Raw genomic sequence first — 25081 nt, forward strand, 5'->3', positions numbered from 1 at the left:
CAAGTAAATCGTTCTACACGGTAATTTACTTTACCCCTGCGACATTTATTAATTTATAGTTTAATTTCAACATATCAAAGAAATATATATACCCGCTTAACTTGAAGATGCAGGATTCAAAACTTGGAAGTTGTCATTAATACGGCACGACAGGTTCCCGGCAAGTTCCGGTAATATTTCCGTAAAAAAGCGATGTATTGCCTGCCTGAACAAGGCCGTCGAGGCGAAATAATGGTTATTTCTGACCTGTTCATTCATCACCTTCCACAGCCTTTCTATCGGGTTCAGATTCGGGCTGTATGGCGGTAAATAATGAAGGTCGATATTCATTACATAAGCCCAGTCTTTTACCAGCCTACTCCGGTGGTAACCGGCTCCGTCAAGGATAATATGAATCTTCTGACTGACCGGATAGGTTTCACGCAGGGCAATGAAAAACTCGGCGATGTGATAACTGTCGATACGGTCATATTCGCGCACCACCGTTTGACTGATATCGGCCAGATTCAGGGCCCCCATCAGGTTCAGACGGGTATGGCTGCCCGTTGTTTTCACCGTAGTTTTCTGGCCTTTGCGCATCCAACCATAAGCGAGTTTTGTCCCCTGTGTGGGATGGACGCCATCAATGAACAGGATAGGCTCATGGTCTCCGGCTTCCTGCTTCAGTTTCCCGTAGGCTTCCATAAAGGCCCGTTGCTGTTCCGCATTGAATTTGTGTGGTACGCCGGTCGGTTTTTTATAGCTGAAGCCATTGTGGTGCAGCCATTTATTCATGCCGGGAACGGTGTAACTGATATCCCACCTCTCTTCGACAAGACGGGTAACCGCCTGTGTGGTGGGCAGAAGATTGGCGGTCAGATAAGCGATAAGTTCCTGAGTCTGTGTTTCGCTGAGATAGCTCTGAGAGCCGCCATTTTCAGGCTTGATTTTGCGGTGATTAAGGTAATCGCTGATATGACGATTAACGGTCGTTTCATGAAGACGCAGGGCCTGAGCGATCATGACTGAACTCCAGCCCTCAGAGGCCAGCAGGACCGCTTTGATGCGATCACACTCTCTCTTATCACGGCAGGTGTGATGGAGGTGTTCAAGTTCGGCCTTTTGTTCATCGGTAATGAATATTTTCATGACTGATACCATGAGCTTCATTTGGGCGAAAATCAAGCAGTTTCAATAATTACGGGTATAGACATGATATTGGTCAATATTAACAATGGAAAATATATGACTATTTTCAATATTTTACATTAATTATTCTTAATCATTCATGAAAACAACAATGAAATATATTTTTATATATAGCAAAGAAAATCAGTAAAAAACAAAGCCAGATTAGATTAAATTACTATCGATGACAGAAAAAACTTGATTAAATAACCCATATGGAAATTATCAATTCTATTATTCTGTTTTAAAACAAAAACAATCCGGTATAAACAATATATACCGGATTGTCACACCAACGTTAAATTATCCAATATTCCTTACTTATTAGTATCACGCCACCTCCTTTTCAAAACTGATTGCCAGCACCCTATTCAAAGCTTGAGCTAAAACAGTTTTATTCTCATTATCCTCTAATAAACTAAAATGGTTACCCGGCATCGCAATCAACTCAAGAGAAGTATTAGGCATTATCCGTTCCCAGCCCAACGACGGTTCTATGCTTATGGACTTTGGTTTTTCATCCGTCACAAAAGAAATCGCAGGGGAAGGGTCTACCGCATAGAATTGATGCAACGTTATTGCTAATGTCGACGGCTCATAATTGGCAACTATTTGTGCATAACGCGCGATCTGTTCCCAACGTTTTGCGATCACATCAGCACACAGATTTGCAGGGTATAACGCCAGTTCCTGCGCCGCTGCAATAAACTGCACCAAATTCAACTCATCAATTTGCCGATACAACGCCGCAATCTCTTCTGGGAATTCCTCCCCTGACCGCCGGGCCAGATCAGTAAAGAAGTGATATTTGGGCTGTATGGACTCTTTCCTAAAATAATGAGGCGCAGGCGTATCAATCAAGCCCAGGAAATTAACCGTTTCTCCGGCATTCAAAAGCTGTTGAGCAATAGCGTAAGCCAATATCCCACCAGAAGAGTAACCGCATATCTGGTACGGGCCTACCGGTTGAACAGTTTTCATCAAGGTGATCATTCTGACAGCTTGCTCCTCCATCGTTGACATCGGCTCCTCATGGATGGACGGCCAAGGCAAAGCATAAATTGGATAACCTGACTGGATATGCTGAGCTAACCCAAAGACATAGGAGTGGTCACCCATGCCACTGGGAACAAAGAACAACGGCAGCCCCGTTCCGTCAGGTCGCACCGATATAGCCTCACTTTGTGGCTGAGATAATAAATCTGAAGTGATTTTTGCAGCCAGTTCAGTCAGCACCGGGAATTGGAACACAGCATTCAATGTACAAACTAAACCACGACCCGCGGCAAGGTTTACCATTCGCATAGCGAGCAAGGAATGACCGCCCAACGCGAAGAAGCTGTCATGCCGGCTAATCTGCTCAACCCCTAGCAATTCACACCAAATCGCCGCTAATACAGTTTCCGTTTCGCCTTGTGGCGCTTCGAAAACCTGATGAGCAAACGCTTCATTGTCCGGTGTCGGCAGCGCACGACGATCCAACTTACCGTTAGGGGTTAACGGGAAGGCATCCAGACGCACAAAAGCCGACGGCACCATATAATCAGGCAAAATAGCGCTCAAGTGAGTACGTAGGCTATTAGCCAGCCCTTCATCCGCCTGTGCCACAACATAGGCAATCAACCGTTTCTCCTGCCCTTCCCCTTGCGCCAATACCACAGATTCACTCACCGCCGGGTGCTCCACCAACCGAGCCTCAATTTCACCGGGTTCAATGCGGAAACCGCGGATTTTCACCTGATGGTCGTTACGCCCCAAGAATTCCAAATTGCCATCCGGCAGGTAACGGGCCAAATCCCCGGTTCGGTACATCCGTGCACCCGGCTTATCGCTAAATGGATCGATAAGGAAACGTTCAGCCGTCAATTCAGGTCGGTTCAGATAACCACGCGCCACGCCAACACCACCAATATATATCTCGCCAATACTACCTAATGGCACCGGTTGGCCGTATCTGTCCAACAGGTAAATACAGGTATTTTTAACCGGCCGACCAATTGAACGATCATTTTCTGGTGATAATATCTCCCGACTGGTTGCAATTACAGTACTTTCCGTTGGGCCATACGTATTTAACAACCGGGGATGGTAGGTTTCTTGAGCAAACCACGCCTGAATGACGCTCTTTTTCACCGCCTCGCCACCAATAATGACTAACCGGAGGCACTCAGGAAGCCGTGATGTACCGCCTACAACCGCCAATTCAGACAAAAATAGAGTCGGTAGAGACATCACTGTAATACCATGTTGCCGGATTAAAGAGATAAATACCGGCACCGAAGTCAGCCAACTATCATTCCGGATAACCAACGTGGCGCCATGACATAATGACGAAAAGAATTCTTCTACTGAAGCATCAAACGCAAAAGAGGAAAATTGTAGTACCCGGTCTTGCGCCGTCACTGCATAGGTCTCACTAAAACCCAAACTACGTTGATAAACAGCCTGATGTTCTACCATTACGCCTTTCGGTTGCCCGGTTGAGCCGGAGGTGTAAATCACATACGCCAGATGCTGTGGCGTCAACGCCGTAACCTGTGGGTTGCTGTCCGGCTGATTAAATTGGATATTCGGGTCGAGTACAATCCGTTCCGCCACTCCTGTTTCACTGAGTGCCTCCCGTCCAATACCATCAGCCAACACGACTACAGGAGTGGAATCAATCAAGATATGCGCCAGACGTTCACCCGGATAGGCCGGATCTAGCGGCACATAAGCTCCTCCGGCTTTTAATACCGCCAACAATCCCACCACCATTGCCGGAGAACGTGACACGCAAATCGCTACCCGCTGGTCCGGTACAACACCCAGAGCAATCAATTGATGGGCCAGTCGGTTAGCGAGGGCATTTAATTCAGTATAACTGAGGGTCTGATCTTCATACACCAACGCTATCGCATCCGGATTTTTCTCCACCTGTTGTTCAAACAACTGATGAATACATAGCGCCTCAGGATAGACTGTTTCCGTAGCGTTCCAGGTTGTTAACAATAACGTACGCTCCGCTTCCGGCAGAATATTTAATGCCCTCACCGGTGTCTCTGGCGCCTGTTCAAGCGCTTCTACCAGACTTTCCAACGCCTGTTGCATATAACCACATAGCCTTGCCGGATCAAACGGTTGTACCACCTGAGCAGTCAGTCCCAGAGCGTCTCCAAAATCCTCCACCGATAGCGCTAACGGATAGTTGGTCCGCTCCTGTCCGCTAATAAATTCAAGATCATTTATCAGTTCATCTGACGTTGCTGACAATGCATTATGTCGATAATTCAACAAACTACTAAAGAGAGGACTCTCACCTGGCACGCCACTACAACGCTGAGCCAACGCCAGTGAGGCATGTTCATGCTCTAATAGTCCGGCGAGTCGGGTATGCGCTGCCTGTACAGTGTCCCGTACCGGGGTATCATCCATATCCAACCGTAACGGCAAGGTATTGATAAACAGTCCCATACTATTGTCAGCACCTTCGCTTGCCTGCATCCGTCCAAACAGCACGGTGCCGAACACCACTTTTTCCTGACCGCTGGTACGCGACAACACCTGCGCCCAAGCCAAGTGGCACAGCGCCGCCAGACTGACCCCCAAACGTCGAGCCTGACTACGCAGACGGTCATTCAAGGCTGCCGTCAGCATCCGGTGCGATTCCGTCACTTGCGAGCCATCACGATGCACTTCCGTTAAACCAAACGGCAAGGTCGGTTCATCCACCTCCGCTAACATATCGGTAAAGAAGCGAATATGTTCCGCTTGACTGACACCCAGACGGGCCTGCGCTATCAAATTGCGGAAAGGTGTCGGGCCAGGCAGGTTGCCCTCTTGTCCTTCCAGATAAGCGTGTACTTCACGGTCCATCACCTCCAGCGTGGTATGGTCGCCAATCAGGTGATGCAGCAGTTGCAGCAGGAACCAACGACCATCGGTTTCCTGTGCCACCACAAAACGCAATAACGGCGCTTCACTCAGATCGAGACGATGTTGACGCGGATCAAAACGCCGGGTTAACTGCTGGCTGACCGGACCGTCAGCCGGGTTTAATGTCAGTTCCGTCACGGATAAGGCGGCTTGACGCAAAACCACCTGAGCGGGTACGGATAATCCCTGCCAGATAAAAGCCGTCCGTAAGATATCGTGCCGATCAACCACCTGCTGAACAGCCACTAGATAACGATCTAATAGAGACCGGTTAGCAAAAGCCATCTGACCTATCAATAGATACGGGTCACCTTCATTTGCCAACAGGTGATGAAACAAAATGCCATCCTGCAACGGCGACAACGCGTAGATATCCTGAATATTGGCAATACCGCCCGGTATCTGCCCGACGATAAGATCAATTTCAGGCTGGTTCAAATTAATCAATGGCAACATCACCGGTGTGAGTGCCGTCGTCGCTGGCGTAATCACATTCGGCGGCACCACGACAACCCGATGCTGCCCCAGGGTTTGCGCCAAGTCAGACAGCACCGGCGACTGGAATAGATCACGCACCGCCAATGTCAACCCTAAGTGACGTAGGCGTTCAATCATACGTACAGCAAGCAACGAATGCCCTCCCAAGGCAAAAAAGCTGTCATACCGGCTTATCTGTTCAACCCCCAGCAATTCACACCAAATCGCGGCCAGCGCCATTTCCGTTTCTCCCTGGGGAGCGGCGTAAACCTGACGGGCAAACGCTTTACTGTCCGGTGCCGGTAGCGCACGACGATCTAACTTACCGTTCGGGGTTAGTGGGAACGCATCGAGACGCACAAAGGCCGCCGGCACCATATAGTCTGGCAAAATAGTTTGCAGGTGAGTACGCAGGTTGTTCGCCAGCCCGTCATCCTCTGGTGCTACCATATAGGCAACTAGACGCTTGTCATGACCATCACCTAGCGCTAACACTGTGGCTTCTCGCACCATCGGATGTTCTATCAGCCGAGCTTCGATTTCCCCCGGCTCAATCCGGAAGCCGCGGATCTTAATTTGCTGATCATTACGACCGACAAACAGTAAATTGCCATCCGGCAGGTAACGAGCTAAATCGCCGGTGCGATACATCCGAGCATCCGGCATATCACTAAACGAATCCGCCAAGAAACGCTCAATAGTTAATTCAGGGCGATTCAGATAGCCACGGGCAACACCTGCGCCGCCAATATACAGCTCTCCCACACATCCTAACGGAACCGGCTGACCATCAGCATCCAACAGATAAACCCACGTATTGGCCGTTGGACGCCCGATAAGCACCTCTGTATCCATATAGTCTGACGGACAATGCCAGGTTGTGGCACAAACCGTTATCTCTGTCGGCCCATACGCGTTGAATAGCGTTGCCCGACCACACAATGCCCGGAGCAGCGCCACACTGGGGGCTTCACCTCCCAGAATCAAGGTCGGTTTTATCGTTATCATCGGTAAATCAGCACCATCCCGAAGCAGGGCCGGTGTTAAACAGGCGTGTGTTATCGCCTGTTCCTCCAGATAACACCAGAGGCGGCGCGGGTCCTGACGAACGATATCAACAGAAATAGCCAAAGTAGCGCCACCGCACAGCGCCATCATGATTTCCCAGACACTGGCATCAAAGCCAAATGAAGCAAACTGCAACATCCGGCTACCAGAGTGAATAGCGAATTGGGTGATTTTATCCCGGATAAGATTGACCAGCCCTCGATGTTCAACCATTACCCCTTTCGGCACACCAGTCGAACCAGAAGTGTAAATCACATACGCCAGATGCCGTGAGGTTAGCATTGATCTCTTTGGGTTGCCGCCCGGTTGGTCAAACAGGGTGTTTGGGTCGAGCACAACCTGTTTTGCCAGTACCTTCTCACCCAATGCTGTACGTCCAGCATTATCCGCCAGTAAAATAGTCGGCGCGGCATCCATCAGAATATACGCCAGACGCTCGTCAGGATAAGTTAGGTCCAACGGCACATAAGCGCCACCCGCTTTCAACACCGCCAACAATCCCACTACCATTGCCGGAGAACGTGACACACAAATCGCCACCCGCTGGTCCGGCTCTACACCTAGCGCAATCAGCTGATGGGCCAGTCGGTTGGCGCGGGCATTCAGTTCGGCATAGCTGAGAGTTTGATTTTCATACACCAATGCTGTGGCATCCGGGTTTTTCTCCACCTGTTGTTCAAACAACTGATGGATACACAATTGGTCAGGATATTCGGTTTCCGTTGCGTTCCAAGTTCTTAACAGCAATGAACATTCCGTTTCCGGCAAAATATTCAGGGCCCGAACGGGCATTCCCGGAGCTTGCTCAAGCGCTTCTACCAAACTTTCCAGCGCCTGTTGCATATAGCCGCATAGCCTTTCCGGATCAAACGGTTGTACTACCTGAGCGGTCAGCCCCAGTGCGTCACCAAAATCCTCCACCGACAGCACGAACGGATAGTTAGTTCGCTCCTGTCCACTAATAAACTCAATACCGCTTATCAGTTCATCTGACATTGTTAACAATGCATTATGTCGATAATTCAGCAAGCTACTAAAGAGGGGGATATCACCCTGCACCCCACTACAACGCTGAGCCAGCGCCAGCGATGCGTGCTCATGCACCAACAATTCCGCCAACCGGCCATGCGCTGCTCTTACGCTATCCTGTATCGGTGTATCATTGATATCCAGCCGCAACGGCAAGGTATTAATAAACAGCCCCATGCCATTGTCTGCCCCTTCACCTGCCTGCATCCGTCCAAACAGCACAGTGCCAAATACCACTTTTTCCTGTCCACTGGTACGCGACAACACCTGTGCCCAGGCCAAATGGCACAACGCCGCCACACTAACACCCAAACACCGGGCCTGACTGCGCAGACGATCATTCAAGGCAGCCGTCAGCATCCGGTGAGATTCCGTCACTTGCGAGCCATCATGATGTACCTCCGTCAAACCAAACGGCAAGGTCGGCTCATCTACCTCCGCTAACATGTCAGTAAAGAAACAGGCGTGTTCTTCCTGACTCATCCCCAGCCGAACCTGAGCCACCAGATTACGGAAAGGGACTGGCGCCGACAGGCGATTCTCTTGTCCAGCAAGGTACGCTTGCACTTCACGATTCATTACGTCCAACGTGGTATGGTCGCCAATCAGATGATGCAGCAGTTGCAACAGGGTCCAACGGCCATCGGTTTCCTGCGCCACTACAAAGCGCAATAACGGTGCTTCGTTCAGGTCGAGACGATAATGACGTGGATCAAAGCGCCGGGTTAACTGCTCACTGACCGGGCCGTCAGTCGGATCCAAGGCCAGTTCCGTCACGGAGACAGTGGCTTGACGCCAAACTATCTGAGCCGGTACAGATAATCCTTGCCAGATAAAAGCCGTACGTAAGATGTCATGACGATCAACTACCCATTGAACCGCGGACAAATAACGATTTAACAGAGACCGATCAGTAAAAATCATCTGTTCAACCAGCAGATACGGGTCCCCCTGATTCGCCAACAAATGATGAAACAAAATACCGTCCTGCAACGGCGACAACGCATAGATATCCTGAATATTGGCGATACCGAATGGCACCTGTCCGACGATAAGATCAATTTCAGGCTGGGTCAGGTTAATTAGCGGCAACATCGCCGGCGTGAGTACCGTCGTCACTGGTGTAATCATATTCGGCGGTACCACCACAACCTGATGCTGCCCCAATGTTTGCGCCAAGTCAGCCAACACCGGCGACTGGAATAGGTCACGCACCGCTAACGTCAGCCCCAATTTACGCAGGCTTTCAATCATCCGTACTGACAGAAGAGAATGACCGCCCAGAGTGAAAAAGTTATCGTGCCGGCTGATCTGTTCAATGCCCAGTAATTCACACCAAATGGCCGCCAATGTAGTTTCCATTTCTCCTTGCGGCACCTCATAGATCTGACGGGCAAAAGCCTCGTTGTTCGGTGCCGGCAGCGCCTGACGATCCAACTTGCCATTCGGTGTTAATGGAAACGCATCCAACCGCACAAAGGCTGATGGCACCATATAGTCAGGTAAAGTGGCCTTCAAATGGGTACGCAGACTATTCACCAGCTCCTCATGGGCTTCCGCTACCACATAAGCGACTAACCGTTTCTCCTGCCCTTCCCCTTGTGCCAATACCACTGATTCACTTACCGCCGGGTGTTCCACCAACCGGGATTCAATTTCACCCGGTTCAATGCGGAAACCACGGATTTTAACCTGCTGGTCGTTACGGCCCAAGAATTCCAAGTTGCCGTCCGGCAAGTAGCGGGCTAAATCCCCGGTACGGTACATTCGTGCATCGGGTTTATCATTAAAGGGATCGTTCAGGAAACGTTCAGCCGTCAAGTCAGGGCGATTGAGGTAACCACGCGCCACTCCCGCGCCCCCAATATAAATTTCCCCCACCACGCCCAATGGCACAGGTTGACCATGCCTATCGAGCAAGTAAAGGCAGGTGTTGGCTATCGGACGGCCGATACTTTCAATAATCCTGTCACCCCGCTGTATCGGCAACCAAGTAGAATAGGTTGTCGTTTCGGAAGGCCCATAGAGATTACATAACCGCTGTACTTGCGTTTCTTCGAAAATCTGTTCAATTAAAGCGCTTTTAAGCGGTTCACCCGCCAGATTAACGGTATGAACCGACGCCATCAGTGCCTGAACCTGCAATAATGGTTTCATCGCAGAGGGGACTGAGTTGAGCAAGGTCACCGGCAGAGCACGCTGCATCAATGCCAAGACATCATCCACCAAATGAATCGCCGCACCACGGAATAACGGCATAAAACATTCAAAAATGGACAAGTCGAAGTTCATCGATGTTGAAAAAAGCGTCTCTCGGATTTCTTCGGCCGCAAAAGCCTGTTGTGCCCAGCGCAGGAAGTTAACCGTATTCCGGTGCTCAATCATCACCCCTTTTGGCATCCCAGTGGAGCCGGAGGTGTAAATCACATACGCCAGATGCCGTGAAGTTAGCGCAGGTAGCTGAGGATTATTGTCCACTTGATCAGGCAAAATATTGGGGTCCAGTACCGTCAATCCAGCAAGCGCTTCTTCGCCCAGTGCAACGCATCCTACCTCATCCGCCAGTACCACTGACGGTGCGGCATCATGCAGGATATGCGCCAGACGTTCACCCGGATAGGCCGGATCTAATGGTACATAAGCCCCGCCGGCTTTCAGCACTGCTAACAACGCCACCACCATTGCCGGTGAACGAGACACGCAAATCGCCACTCGCTGGTCCGGTACGACGCCCAACGCAATAAGTTGATGAGCCAACCGGTTGGCGCGGGTATTTAATTCGGTATAACTGAAGGTCTGCTCTTCATACACTAACGCTATCGAGTCAGGGGTTTTCTCCACCTGTTGTTCAAACAAATGATGAATACATAACTGATTAGGGTATACGGTTTCCGTGGCGTTCCAGGTTTTCAATAACAACGTGCGTTCCGCTTCCGGCAAGATTTCCAATGCCCGAACGGGCATGTCCGGGGCTTGCTCAAGGGCATCCACCAAACTTTCCAGTGCCTGCTGCATATAACCGCATAAGCTTTCCGGATCAAATGGTTGTACCGCCTGAGCGGTCAGCCCCAATGCGTCACCAAAATCCTCCACCGACAACATAAACGGATAATTAGTCCGCTCCTGTCCGCCAAGAAACTCGACACCGTTTATCAGTTCATCTGACGTTGTTGACAATGCATTATGTCGATAATTCAACAGGCTACTAAAGAGGGGGATCTCACCCTGTACGCCACTACAACGCTGAGCCAGCGCCAGTGAAGCATGTTCATGTTCTAACAACCCGGCCAGTCGGGTATGGGCTGCCTGCACACTGTCCCGTACCGGCGTATCATTGATATCCAGCCTCAACGGTAAAGTATTGATAAACAACCCCATGCCGTTGTCAGCACCGTCCCCTGCCTGCATCCGTCCAAACAGTACCGTGCCGAACACCACTTTCTCCTGACCGCTGGTACGCGACAACACCTGCGCCCAAGCCAAATGGCACAGCGCTGCCAGACTGACGCCCAAATGTCTCGCTTGATTACGCAAACGGCCATTTAACCCGGCCGTCAACATCCGGTTCGATTCCGTCACTTGCGAGCCATCACGATGCACTTCCGTCAAACCAAATGGCAAGGTCGGTTCATCCACCTCCGCTAACATATCGGTAAAGAAGCGGATATGTTCCGCTTGACTGACACCCAGCCGGGCCTGCGCTATCAAATTGCGGAAAGGGGCCGGTACAGGCAAACTGTCCTCCTGTCCGTCCAGATAAGTTTGTACTTCACGATTCATCACTTCCAGCGTGGTATGGTCGCCAATCAGGTGATGCAGTAGTTGCAACAGGATCCAACGACCATCAGTTTCCTGTGCCACTACAAAGCGCAACAACGGGGCTTCGCTCAGGTCAAGACGATAATGACGGGGATCAAAACGCTGAGCTAGTTGGTCGCTGATCGGACCGTCAATCGAGTTTAGTGTCAGTTCAGTTACCGATAAGGTGGCCTGACGTAAGACCACTTGTGCCTGAACTGACAATCCTTGCCAGATAAAGGCGGTACGTAAGATATCGTGCCGATCAACCACCTGTTGAACAGCCTCCAAATAACGATCCAACAGAGACCGATCAGCAAAGGCCATCTGACCCATCAACAGATACGGGTCACCTTCGTTTGCCAACAGATGATGAAACAAAATACCATCCTGTAACGGCGACAACGCATAGATATCCTGAATATTGGCGATACCGCCCGGCACCTGCCCAACAATAAGATCAATTTCAGGCTGAGTCAGGTTAATCAGCGGCAACATCGTCGGGGTGATTTTCGTCGCCGCTGGCGTAATGACATTCGGCGGCACCACTACAACCTGATGTTGCCCCAAGGTTTGCGCCAGTTCAGACAGCACCGGAGACTGGAACAAGTCACGCACCGCTAGGGTCAACCACAAGTGACGCAGGCGTTCAATCATGCGCACAGCAAGCAGAGAATGACCGCCCAGTGCAAAGAAGCTATCGTGCCGGCTAATCTGTTCTATACCCAGCAATTCACGCCAAATCGCTGCCAATATCATTTCCGTTTCCCCTTGGGGCGCTGCGTAAACCTGACGGGCAACGGCTTCACTATCCGGTGCCGGTAGCGCACGACGATCCAACTTACCATTAGGGGTTAACGGAAAGCCATCCAGCCGCACAAAAGCCGTCGGCACCATATAATCAGGCAAAGTAGCTTGTAGGTGAGCACGCAGGCTGTTCACCAGCCCCTCCTGAGCTTCCGCCGCCACATAGGCCACTAGCCGTTTTTCCGGCCCATCACCTAAGACCAGCACAGCCGCTTCACGCACCGATGCATACTCTGTCAACCGGGCTTCAATTTCTCCCGGTTCAATGCGGAAACCGCGAATTTTAACTTGTTGATCGTTACGCCCCAAAAATTCCAGATTGCCATCCTGCAAATAGCGGGCTAAATCCCCGGTGCGATACATGCGCGCATCTGGATTATCACTAAACGGATCAATAAGGAAACGTTCGGCGGTTAATTCAGGGCGATTGAAATAACCCAAGGCTACGCCATCTCCCCCGACATAAATCTCTCCGGTCGCCCCCAATGGTACCGGCTGACCATACGCATCCAACAAATAAACTCGCGTGTTGGCTATCGGCCGGCCAATAGGGATCCGGGTCGCTCCCTGCGCTAACGCCTCAATAGGATATATCGTGGTAAAGGTGGTTCCCTCACTCGGGCCATAAGCTTGTAATAATTGTTGTGGCGGACGATTATCCAGAACCTGAGCAATCACATGTAAATCGGGTATATCTCCCCCGAAAATCAGGATCTTAATCTGCGGCAGAACCGGAGATAACTCTATTGCCAACCGGTTAAACAATCCGATAGTCAACCACAGAACCGTAATGCGATCAGCTTGTAAAACTCGTACTAACTCCTGAGGTGTTAATAACGTGGCGCGGTCAATCACCACCAAAGCACCACCGTTGAGCAACGGAGCCCAAACTTCAAACGTGCTGGCGTCGAAAGCGGGATTAGCTGTAAAGGCAACCCGATCATCCGGTCCGATGTCGGCATAACCATTATTGATGACCAGTCGGACCACCGCACGATGCGGCACCAAGACTCCTTTAGGTGTACCGGTAGAACCGGAGGTGTACATGATATACGCTAACTCGGCGCTGGAATGCGGTAATTCAAGGTTGAGACACTCCTGCTCTCTGTCAGTGCCTGATTCATCCGAAAGACGAAGTAGCGGCACAGCCAGATTAGCCGGAATATCAGTCTGTATATCGGTGATTAGCAACCTAGCGGAACAATCACTTATCAGCCAGTTTTTCCGCTCATCCGGCACACTGGGATCAACCGGCACATAAACAGCGCCGGCTTTGAGAATCGCCAATTGGGCCACCACCAGTTCCATCGAACGCTCTAACAGGAGCGCAACATGATCACCGGGACACACCCCGTGTTCGATGAGCTGACGAGCCAACCGATTAGCGCGGGTATTCAGTTCCGTATAACTCAGGATTTTGTCTGCCGCTATCAATGCCGTCGCTTCCGGGGTTTTCTCCACCTGTTGTTCAAACAACTGATGGATACATAACGCCTCAGGATACACGGTTTCCGTCGCGTTCCAGGTTGTTAACAACATCGTACGTTCCGCATCCGGCAGGATTTCCAATGCCCGAACAGGCATGTCTGGAACTTGCTCCAGCGCTTCCACCAAACTTTCCAGCGCCTGTTGCATATAACCGCATAGGCTTTCCGGATCAAAAGGTTGTACCACCTGAGCAGTCAGCCCCAATGCATCACCAAAATCCTCTACCGACAACACAAACGGATAGTTAGTCCGCTCCTGTCCACCAATAAATTCAACACCGTTTATCAGTTCATCTGACGTTGTTGACAATGCATTATGTCGATAATTCAACAAGCTACTAAAGAGAGGGATCTCCCCTTGCACACCACTGCAACGCTGGGCCAGCGCCAGTGACGCGTGCTCATGCACCAACAATCCCGCCAACCGGCTATGGGCTGCTCTTACGCTATCCCGTACCGACGTATCATTGATATCCAGCCGCAACGGCAAGGTATTAATAAACAGCCCCATACCATTGTCTGCCCCTTCACCTGCCTGCATCCGCCCAAACAGCACGGTGCCGAATACCACTTTTTCCCGACCGCTGGTACGCGCTAACACCTGCGCCCAAGCCAAATGGCACAACGCCGCCACACTAACACCCAAACACCGGGCCTGACTGCGCAGACGGTCATTCAAGGCAACCGTTAGCATCCGGTGCGATTCCGTCACCTGCGAGCCATCACGACGCACCTCCGTCAAACCAAACGGTAAAGTCGGTTCATCTACCTCCGCTAACATGCCCGTAAAGAAACGAGCGTGTTCTTCCTGGCTGATACCCAACTGGACCTGAGCCACCAGATTACGGAAAGGGACTGGCGCCGGCAGGCGATTCCCTTGTCCGGCAAGATAGACCCGCACTTCACGATTCATTATGTCCAGCGTGGTATGGTCGCCAATCAGGTGATGCAGTAGTTGCAACAGGAGCCAACGACCATCGGTTTCCTGCGCCACCACGAAGCGCAATAACGGCGCTTCCCCCAAGTCGAGACGATGCTGACGTGGATCAAAGCGCCGGGTTAACTGGTCACTGACCGGACCGTCAGCCGGGTTTAATGTCAGTTCAGTCACCGACAAGGTGGCCTGGCGTAAAACCACCTGTACCGGGACTGACAATCCTTGCCAGATAAAGGCGGTACGTAAGATATCGTGCCGATCAACCACCTGTTGAACAGCCTCCAAATAACGATCCAACAGAGACCGATCAGCAAAGGCCATCTGACCCATCAACAGATACGGATCACCTTTCTTCGTTAACAAGTGATGAAACAAAATACCATCCTGCAACGGCGACAACGCATAGATATCCTGAATATTGGCGATACCGCGTGGCACCTGCCCGACGATAAGATCAATTTCAGGCTGGGTCAGATTGATCAGTGGCAACATTGTCGGCGTGATTTTCGTTGCCGCTGGCGTAATGACATTCGGTGGTACCACTACGACCTGATGCCGCCCCAGTGTTTGCGCCAGTTCAGACAGTACCGGAGACTGGAATAAGTCACGCACCGCCAGCGTCAATCCCAATTTACGCAAGCTTTCAATCATTCGTACCACCAGTAGAGAATGACCACCCAGTGCAAAGAAGCTATCGTATCGGCCGATCTGTTCAATCCCCAGTATCTCTCGCCAGATAGCCGCCAATGTAGTTTCCATTTCTCCTTGCGGCGCTACATAAACCTGACGGGCAAAAGCCTCGTTGTTCGGTGTCGGCAGCGCCAGACGATCCAATTTACCGTTCGGGGTTAACGGAAAGACATCCAGACGCACAAAAGCCGTTGGCACCATATAGTCAGGTAAAGTGGCTTTCAGGTGAGTACGTAGGCTATTTACCAGCCCGTCATGAGCTTCTGCCACCACATAGGCAACCAGCCGCTTATCCTGCCCTTCATTTTGTACCAACACCACAGATTCACTCACTGCGGGATGTTCCACCAACCGAGCCTCAATTTCACCCAGTTCAATACGGAAACCGCGGATTTTAACCTGCTGGTCATTACGCCCCAGAAATTCCAGGTTGCCATCCGGCAGATAGCGGGCCAAATCGCCAGTGCGGTACATGCGGGCATCCGGTACATCACTAAACGGATCGATAAGGAAACGTTCAGCCGTCAAGTCAGGGCGATTGAGGTAGCCGCGCGCCACTCCCGCGCCCCCGATATAAATTTCACCTACCACGCCCAATGGCACAGGTTGACCATGCCTATCGAGCAAGTAAAGGCAGGTGTTGGCTATCGGACGCCCAATACTTTCAACAACCCTGTCACCCCGCCATATTGGCAACCAAGTAGAGTACGTTGTCGTTTCGGAAGGCCCGTAGAGATTACATAACCGCTGTACTTGAGTTTCTTCGAAGATCTGTTCAATTAAGGCGCTTTTAAGCAGTTCACCTGCCAGATTGACGGTATGAACCGACGCTATCAGCGCCTGAGCCTGCAATAAAGGCTTCATCGCAGACGGTACTGAGTTGAACAATGTTATCGGCAAAACATGCCGTATCAATGACAAGGCATTATCGACCAAATGAATTGCCGTACCACGAGATAACGGCATAAAACATTCAAAAACGGACAGATCGAAATTTATCGACGTTGAAAAAAGCGTTTCTCGGCTTTCTTCGACCACAAAAGCCTGTTGTGCCCAGTGCAGGAAGTTAACTGTATTGCGGTGCTCAATCATCACCCCTTTAGGTACACCCGTAGAGCCGGAGGTGTAAATCACATACGCTAAATGACGGGAGGTCAACCCAGGAATCTGCGGGTTGCTATCCGGCTGGCTAGGTAGGGCATTCGGGTCAAGCACAACTCGTTCTGCCAATGCCTTCTCACCCAATGTCGTACGTCCGACATTATCCGCCAGTACAACAGTCGGAGCAGCATCACGCAGGATATGCGCCAGACGTTCCCCCGTATAGGCTGGGTCCAACGGTACATAGGCTCCACCCGCTTTCAACACCGCTAACAACGCCACCACCATTGCCGGTGAACGAGACACGCAAATCGCCACCTGTTGGTCCGGTACAACACCCAGAGCAATCAATTGGTGGGCCAGTCGGTTAGCGCGGGCATTTAATTCCGCATAGCTGAAAGTCTGGTTTTCATACATCAATGCTGTCGCATCCGGGTTTGCCTCCACCTGTTGTTCAAACAACTGATGAATACATAACACCTCAGGATAGACTGTTTCCGTGGCGTTCCAAGTTTCCAGTAACAGCGTGCGCTCCACTTTTGGCAGGATTTCCAACGCCCGAACAGGCATGTCCGGTGCTTGCTCAAGGGCCTCCGCCAGACTCTCCAACGCCTGTTGCATATAACCGCATAACCTTTCCGGATCAAACGGTTGTACCACCTGAGCAGTCAGCCCCAGTGCGTCACCAAAATCCTCCACCGACAGCATAAACGGATAGTTAGTCCGCTCCTGTCCACCCAGAAATTCAATACCGCTGATGCTGTCATCCAACATTGCCGGTAAGGTATTATGCCGATAGTTCAACAAGCTATTAAAAAGGGGGATCTCACCCTTCACATCACTACAACGCTGAGCCAGCGCCAGTGAGGCATGTTCATGTGCTAGTAGTCCGGCGAGTCGGGTGTGCGCTGCCTGTACACTGTCACGTACTGGCGTATCATTGATATCCAACCGTAACGGCAAGGTATTAATAAACAGTCCCATGCCATTGTCTGCCCCCTCTCCCGCTTGCATCCGCCCAAACAGCACGGTGCCGAACACCACTTTTTCCTGACCACTGGTACGTGATAACACCTGCGCCCAAGCCAAATGACACAACGCCGCCAGGCTGACCCCCAAATGTCTTGCCTGATTACGCAGACGGTCATTCAAGGCTGCCGTCAGCATCCGGTGCGATTCCGTCACCTGTGAGCCATCACGATGCACTTCCGCCAAGCCAAACGGTAAGGTCGGTTCATCTACCTCCGCTAACATATCAGTAAAGAAACGAGTATGTGCTTCCTGACTGATACCCAACCGGACCTGAGCCACCAGATTACGGAAAGGGACTGGCGCTGGCAGGCGGTTTCCTTGGTCGGCAAGGTATGCCCGTACTTCATGGTTCATCACATCTAGCGTGGTATGGTCGCCAATCAGGTGATGCAGCAGTTGCAGCAGGAACCAACGACCATCGGTTTCCTGTGCCGCCACAAAACGCAATAACGGCGCTTCACTCAGATCGAGACGATGTTGACGCGGATCAAAACGCCGGGTTAACTGCTGACTGACCGGACCGTCAGCCGGGTTTAATGTCAGTTCCGTCACGGATAAGGCGGCTTGACGCAAAACCACCTGAGCGGGTACGGATAATCCCTGCCAGATAAAAGCCGTCCGTAAGATATCGTGCCGATCAACCACCTGTTGCACCGCTGTCAGATAACGATCCAACAGAGCCCGGTCAGCAAAAGCCATCTGACCTATCAACAGATACGGGTCACCTTCATTTGCCAACAGGTGATGAAACAAAATACCATCCTGCAACGGCGACAAGGCGTAGATATCCTGAATATTAGCGAGACCACCCGGTACCTGTTCGACAATCAGATCAATTTCAGGCTGGGTCAGATTAATCAGCGGCAACATCGCCGGCGTGATTTGCGTTGCCTCTGGTGTAATCATATTCGTTGGCGCCACGACAGCCTGATGCTGCCCCAGGGTTTGCGCCAGTTCAGACAGCACCGGTGACTGGAATAGATCACGCACCGCTAACGTCAACCCAAGATGACGCAGGCGTTCAACCATTCGTATCGCCATCAGTGAATGACCACCCAAGGCAAAAAAGCTGTCATACCGGCTGACCTGTTCAATCCCCAGTAATTCACGCCAAATGGCCGCCAGTGCTATTTCCATTTCTCCCTGGGGCGCGGCGTAAACTTGACGGGCAAAAGCTTTATTGTCCGGTGCCGGTAGCGCACGACGATCTAGCTTACCGTTCGGGGTCAGTGGGAACGCATCGAGACGCACAAAAGCCGCCGGTACCATATAGTCAGGCAACATTCCACTCAGATGAGTACGCAGGCTGTTCACCAGCCCGTCAGCCGCTTCCGCCACCACATAAGCCACCAGCCGTTTATCTTGCCCTTCCCCCAGCGCCAACACAGTAACCTCACGCACCGCCGGATGCTCTGCCAGACGCGTCTCAATTTCCCCCGGCTCGATCCGGAAACCCCGGATTTTAATCTGCTGATCATTACGGCCCAAGAACGCCAGATTGCCGTCTGGCAAGTAACGAGCCAAGTCTCCGGTACGGTACATCCGCGCATCCAACGCATCACTAAATGGATCGGTAAGGAAACGCTCAGCAGTCAGTTCAGGTCGGTTCAGATAGCCGCGGGCAATACCTACTCCGCCAATATACAGCTCACCCACACCTCCCAATGGTACTGGCTGCCCACAAGCATCCAGCAGATAAACCCGCGTGTTGGCCGTTGGGCGCCCGATAGGCACCTCTGTATCCGTATAGTCTGACGGACAATGCCAAGTTGTGGCACAAACCGTCATCTCTGTCGGTCCATACGCATTGAACAAGTTTACCCGACCACGCAGAGTCTGGAACAACGCCGCACTGAGTGCTTCACCCGCCAGTACCAATGTCGGCATGGTTGTTATCGTCGGCAAATCCGTACCATCACGAAGCAGGGCCGGTGTCAGGCAAGCGTGCGTCACCGCTTGTTCTTCCAAGTAACGCCAGAGACGATGAGGGTCCTGACGAACCGAGTCAGTAGGGATAATCAAACCGGCTCCACTGCTCAGCGTTATCATGATTTCCCAGACACTGGCATCAAAGCCAAATGAGGCAAACTGCAACATCCGGCTGGTTACCCGAACATCAAGCCGAGTCACCTGTGCCAAAGCCAGATTAACCACACCACGATGCTCGATCATCACCCCTTTCGGCGTACCGGTCGAACCGGAGGTGTAAATCACATACGCCAAATGCTGTGAAGTTAATGTCGGTATCTGTGGGTTACTGTCCAGCCGATCAAACAGGGTATTTGGATCGAGCACAGTTCGTTCTGCCAGTGCTTTCTCACCCAACGCTATACGCCCAGTATCATCCGCCAGCAAAATAGTCGGGGCGGCATCCGTCAGAATATGCGCCAGGCGCTCGCCCGGATAAGCCGGGTCCAGCGGAACATAGGCTCCACCGGCTTTTAGTACCGCCAACAATCCCACCACCATCGCCGGTGAACGAGACACGCAAATCGCCACTCGCTGATCCGGCTCTACCCCTAGTGCAATCAGTTGATGAGCCAGTCGGTTAGCACAAGCATTCAGCTCCGCATAACTAAGAGTTTGATTTTCATACACCAATGCGGTGGCATCCGGGTTTTTCTCCGCCTGTTGTTCAAATAACTGATGAATACATAACGTATCAGGATAGGTGGATTCCGTGGCATTCCAGGTTTCCAGTAACAGTGTGCGCTCCGTTTCCGGCAAGATGTTCAGGGTCCGTACCTGTGTCTCCGGAGCCTGCTCAAGGGCTTCCACCAAACTTTCCAACGCCTGTTGCATATAACCACATATTCTTTCTGGACTAAACGATTGAACTACCTGAGCGGTCAGCCCCAGTGCGTCACCAAAATCCTCTATCGATAGCGCTAACGGATAGTTAGTCCTCTCCTGTTCCCCAAGGAATTCGATGCCACTGATGATTTCACCCGAAACCACGGGTAATGTGTTATGCCGGTAGTTGAGTAGAGAACTAAAAAGTGGAACGCCATTTTGTACACCACTACACCGTTGAGCCAGTGCCAATGAAGCGTGTTCATGATCCAATAACCCGGCCAACCGGCTATGTGCTGTCCGTACACTGTCCCATACAGGGGTATCATCGATATCTAGCAGCAATGGCAAGGTATTGATAAATAGCCCCATTCCACTGTCAACACCTTCCCCCGCTTGCATCCGTCCAAATAGTACGGTACCAAACACCACTTTCTTTTGACCACTAGCACGCGACAACACCTGCGCCCAAGCCAGATGACACAACGCCGCCAGACTCACCTCCAAACGTCTCGCCTGACGACGCAAACGGTCATTCAGTTCAGGCGTCAGCATCCGGTGCGACTCCATCACCAACGAACCATCACGATGTACCTCCGTCAACCCGAAAGGTAACGTCGGTTCATCTACCTCAGCCAGCATGTCAGTAAAGAAATGAATATGCTCTTGCTGACTCACTCCCAACCGAGCCTGAGCCACCAGATTGCGGAAAGGTGCGGGAACAGGTAGGTCATCCCCCTGTCCGGCAAGATACGCTTGAATTTCCCGCTTCATCACTTCCATCGTGGTATGGTCACCAATCAAATGATGCTGTAATTGCAGTACATGCCAGCGACCATCGGTTTCCTGCGCCACCGCAAACCGCAACAACGGGGCCTGACTCAGTTCAAAGCGATACCGACGCGGGTCAAAACGTTGAGCCAATTGCTCACCGGCTGGGCCATCAGCCGGGTTCAATGTCAGTTCAGTAACTGATAAAGGCGCTTGACGCCAAACCACCTGAACCGGTGCGGATAATCCCTGCCAGATAAACGCGGTCCGCAGGATATCATGGCGATCAATGACTTGTTGTACCGCGGCCAGATAGCGGTCCAGCAATTCCCGGTCAGCAAAAATCATCGGATAAGCCAACTGATAGGGGTCGCCTTCCTTTGCCAGCAGATGATGAAACAAAATGCCGTCCTGCAACGGCGACAGAGCATAGATATCCTGAATATTGGCGATCCCGCCCGGTACTTGTTCAACAATATGGTCAATGTCAGTCTGAGTCAGATCAATCAACGGCAACATCGCCGGTGTGAGTTCCGTCGCCGCCGGAGTAATAACGTTCGACGGCACCACCACGGCCTGATGCTGTCCTAATGTTTGGGTCAATTCTGATAGTACAGGGAATTGGAATAGGTCACGCGCGGCCAGTGTTAATCCCAAACTACACAAACGTTCAATCATCTGCACACCAAGCAGTGAATGACCACCTAACGCAAAGAAACTGTCATGGCGACTTATTTGCTCGATCCCCAGCAACTCACGCCAGATAGCAGCCAGCGTAATTTCCATCTCACCTTGTGGCGCCTCATAAACCTGACGAGCAAAAGCTTCCACTCCCGGCACCGGTAATGCCCTGCGATCCAACTTACCGTTCGGGGTCAACGGAAAAGCATCCAGACGTACAAAAGCCGACGGTACCATGTAGTCAGGCAACCGAACACGCAAATGTTCACGCAAACTATTGACCAACTCATCATCAGCCCGCGCTACCACATAAGCAACCAAACGCTTGTCCTGCCCGTCTCCCATCGCCAGTACTACAGATTCACTTACCGCAGGATATTCCATCAATCGGGCTTCAATTTCCCCTGGTTCAATACGGAAGCCACGAATTTTCACTTGCTGGTCATTGCGACCAATAAATTCCAAATCGCCATCCGGCAGATAACGAGCCAAATCCCCAGTGCGGTACATGCGTGTATCGGGTTTATCACTAAACGGATTGATAAGGAAACGTTCAGCGGTCAATTCAGGGCGATTAAGGTAACCACGGGCCACACCAGCACCACCAACATATAACTCCCCCTCCGCCCCCAACGGCACCGGCTGACCATATTTATCTAACAAATAGAGTGTTAAATCGGGAATACGGGTGCCAACAGGACTTACTACCCGCGCGACATCATGGTGATCCAATTCCCGGTAAGTGACGTGAACTGTGGTCTCCGTGATGCCGTACATATTCACCAACTGAGGTGATTTCTCTTCACGCAGGGCATACCACGGCTTCAGAATACTGGGATCGAGGGCTTCCCCGCCAAAGATGATATAACGCAAGCAGTCCGGTAATGGATTGGCGACATAACTAGCAATAAAAGCTTTGAAAGCACTAGGAGTCTGATTCAACACCGTGATACCGTGCTGACACACGAATTGATGCAGTTCTTGAGGTGAACGGGCAATCGCGTGCGGTACCAAAACCAGTTTAGCGCCGTAGCGTAAAGCTCCCCATAATTCCCACACCGAGAAGTCAAACGCAATGGAATGGAACAGGCACCAAACATCTTGCCGGTTAAAGTGATACCAGGATTCAGTCGCGTCAAATAAACGCTGGATATTACGATGTTCCACCATCACCCCTTTCGGCGTGCCGGTTGAGCCGGAGGTGTAAATCACATAGGCCAAATGCTGTGCGGTCAATCCCGGTACTTGTGGGTTACTGTCCGGTCTATCAGGCAGGATATTCGGATCAAGTACCGTCAAGCCTGCCAACACCGCCTCTCCCAGTACATCACATCCGGTGTCATCCGCCAGTAAAATAGCCGGAGTAGCATCAGTCAGAATATGTGCCAGACGCTCACCCGTATAAACCGGGTCCAGCGGCACATAAGCTCCACCCGCTTTCAGCACCGCCAACAATGCCACCACCATTGCCGGTGAACGTGACACACAAATCGCCACCCGTTGGTCCGGTACGACACCCAATGCAATCAACTGATGAGCCAGTCGGTTGGCGCGGGCATTTAACTCAGCATAGCTAAGGGTTTGCTCTTCATGCACTAACGCTATCGCGTCAGGAGTTTTCTCTACCTGTTGTTCAAACAACTGATGAATACATAACGTGTCAGGATACGCGGTTTCCGTCGAGTTCCAGGTTTCCAGTAACAACGTACGTTCAGCCTCAGGCAACAAATTAAGCTGCCTGATAGGAGTTTCATCCCCCTTCACTTTCGACGATATCAACACCTGTAAATGTTCGCTCATTCGCTGAACAATTTCGGCGCTCAGACGATTTACATCATAGATCCAGCGAAAACCGCCCTGAGCATTTATCTGGAGAGTCAGCAATTCACCGCGCACCTTCTGATCATACTGGCTGTCATCCTGTATCACAGAGACAGCGATCCGCCACGGTCGACTTGTTGTTAACTCAGGAATAGTTCGTAGTGCGGGAGAGTGAGAAAGGAGATCACAACTAAATGTATGGTGCTGCGCCAACCGGGCAAGTTCGTTATCAACCCAGTCAGCTACTGCGCACCAAGGCTTATCAAACGCCACCTCAACAACCATCGGCGCCACCGGTGACAAATCCGTCAACATATCCGGTTTATCTTTTGTCTCATTCACACACCAACCAATTTGGAATTCAGTCTGCTGAGTCAAACGCGCAAGATAAATGACAAATGCTTGTAATAAGGTCCGCCATGCGTCCCCTTCACTGTTTTTGAGTAGTGGTGGCTGCCAAGGACTCATTACCCATCTGGGTTCTGTCTGGTTCCCGGCGCTTTCAAAAGGTAATTGAAGGGGCTCAAACATAGTAAGACGTTCGCACCAGAATAATTCACTCGGTGTCAATGCCTTGGGGATATTCTTCACGTTCTGAGTCTGTTGTGAAATATCATTCGCACTGGTTATGTTTTCTAATGTCTGAGAGAGGAATTCAGCTTTAACAATTTTTTCTTGTTTAACAACGCTATCTTTCATTTACTACTACCTCAACGAACCTGTTCGGAATTTGGAAACTGTCTTGAATGACAGTTATCGCAAGAGTTTTTCTTTTATTTCTTGCTCCCAAGAAATAAAAACCGGCATGCCTGACATCAATTCAAAATTCTCATATATTGGATGTCATAGCCCGGCTAATTACTATTAATTAACAATTCTTCAATGCTAATTTTCCTGACAACGGAATAAATAATTCATCTTATTATCTGAAATAAGATATTTAATCTTTCCTATTTCCTTAGATAAATTAAATTAATCTCTGAAATTTTTATTGGACGATACTAAATTATACAACCAAAGATGTAACTGTTAAGGCAAATGCCAAAAACAGATCAATATAAATTAAAACCAAATTAGCCCCATCATAATAAGTATTATTTCAGGTCATTATTATGAATATGGAATAGGTAGATAATATACTGTTATGCATTTAAATGATTATTCAAAACTCCCTCTATATCAATTAAAAAACAAACTCTCACAAATGTCCTTCAAATGCAATAGCCTCAACCTACAGCATAATACTATATACTTTCATTTTATTACTTAAGTGTTTGTATTTAACAACAAAGTAACAAAGTTGACATTACAATTAAAACGCATTTTCAGACTTGTCTTATTTTCTATAAGTTGTTTTCTCAATAACAATCTGACTAATCAGAAAAATAATAAAATAGATAGTTTTCAAAAGACAATTATTATTGGGAATGGAAAAAATATGGTGCAGCATTGGTGTTTCCCTGATGCTTTTTCTGGTTAAACAGAATTATTAAAATAATCTCTTTCA

The 25081-nt window shown here is 50.5% G+C and carries 2 protein-coding genes; both read right to left on the reverse strand.

Features of this window, described 5'->3' with window-relative positions; all coding sequences use genetic code 11:
• Positions 1–96 precede the first annotated feature (96 nt).
• Positions 97–1128 carry an IS630 family transposase gene (locus B0X70_RS15870; RefSeq protein WP_217469783.1) on the reverse strand — a complete coding sequence of 344 codons (1032 nt, stop codon included), beginning with the start codon at positions 1126–1128 and terminating at the stop codon, positions 97–99.
• Positions 1129–1497: 369 nt separating this feature from the next.
• Positions 1498–24273 (reverse strand): non-ribosomal peptide synthase/polyketide synthase, encoded by a 22776-nt coding sequence (locus tag B0X70_RS15875; RefSeq protein ID WP_217469784.1) that lies wholly within the window; start codon positions 24271–24273, stop codon positions 1498–1500.
• Between the last annotated feature and the right edge of the window lie 808 nt (positions 24274–25081).

It is taken from the genome of Photorhabdus akhurstii (genome assembly GCF_019090985.1).
Lineage (GTDB): Bacteria > Pseudomonadota > Gammaproteobacteria > Enterobacterales > Enterobacteriaceae > Photorhabdus > Photorhabdus akhurstii.

What these genes read in the sequence shown, in the direction of transcription:
- B0X70_RS15870 (WP_217469783.1), bottom strand. Translation starts at nt 1,128, where the DNA reads ATGAAAATATTCATTACCGATGAACAAAAGGCCGAACTTGAACACCTC.
- B0X70_RS15875 (WP_217469784.1), bottom strand. Translation starts at nt 24,273, where the DNA reads ATGAAAGATAGCGTTGTTAAACAAGAAAAAATTGTTAAAGCTGAATTC.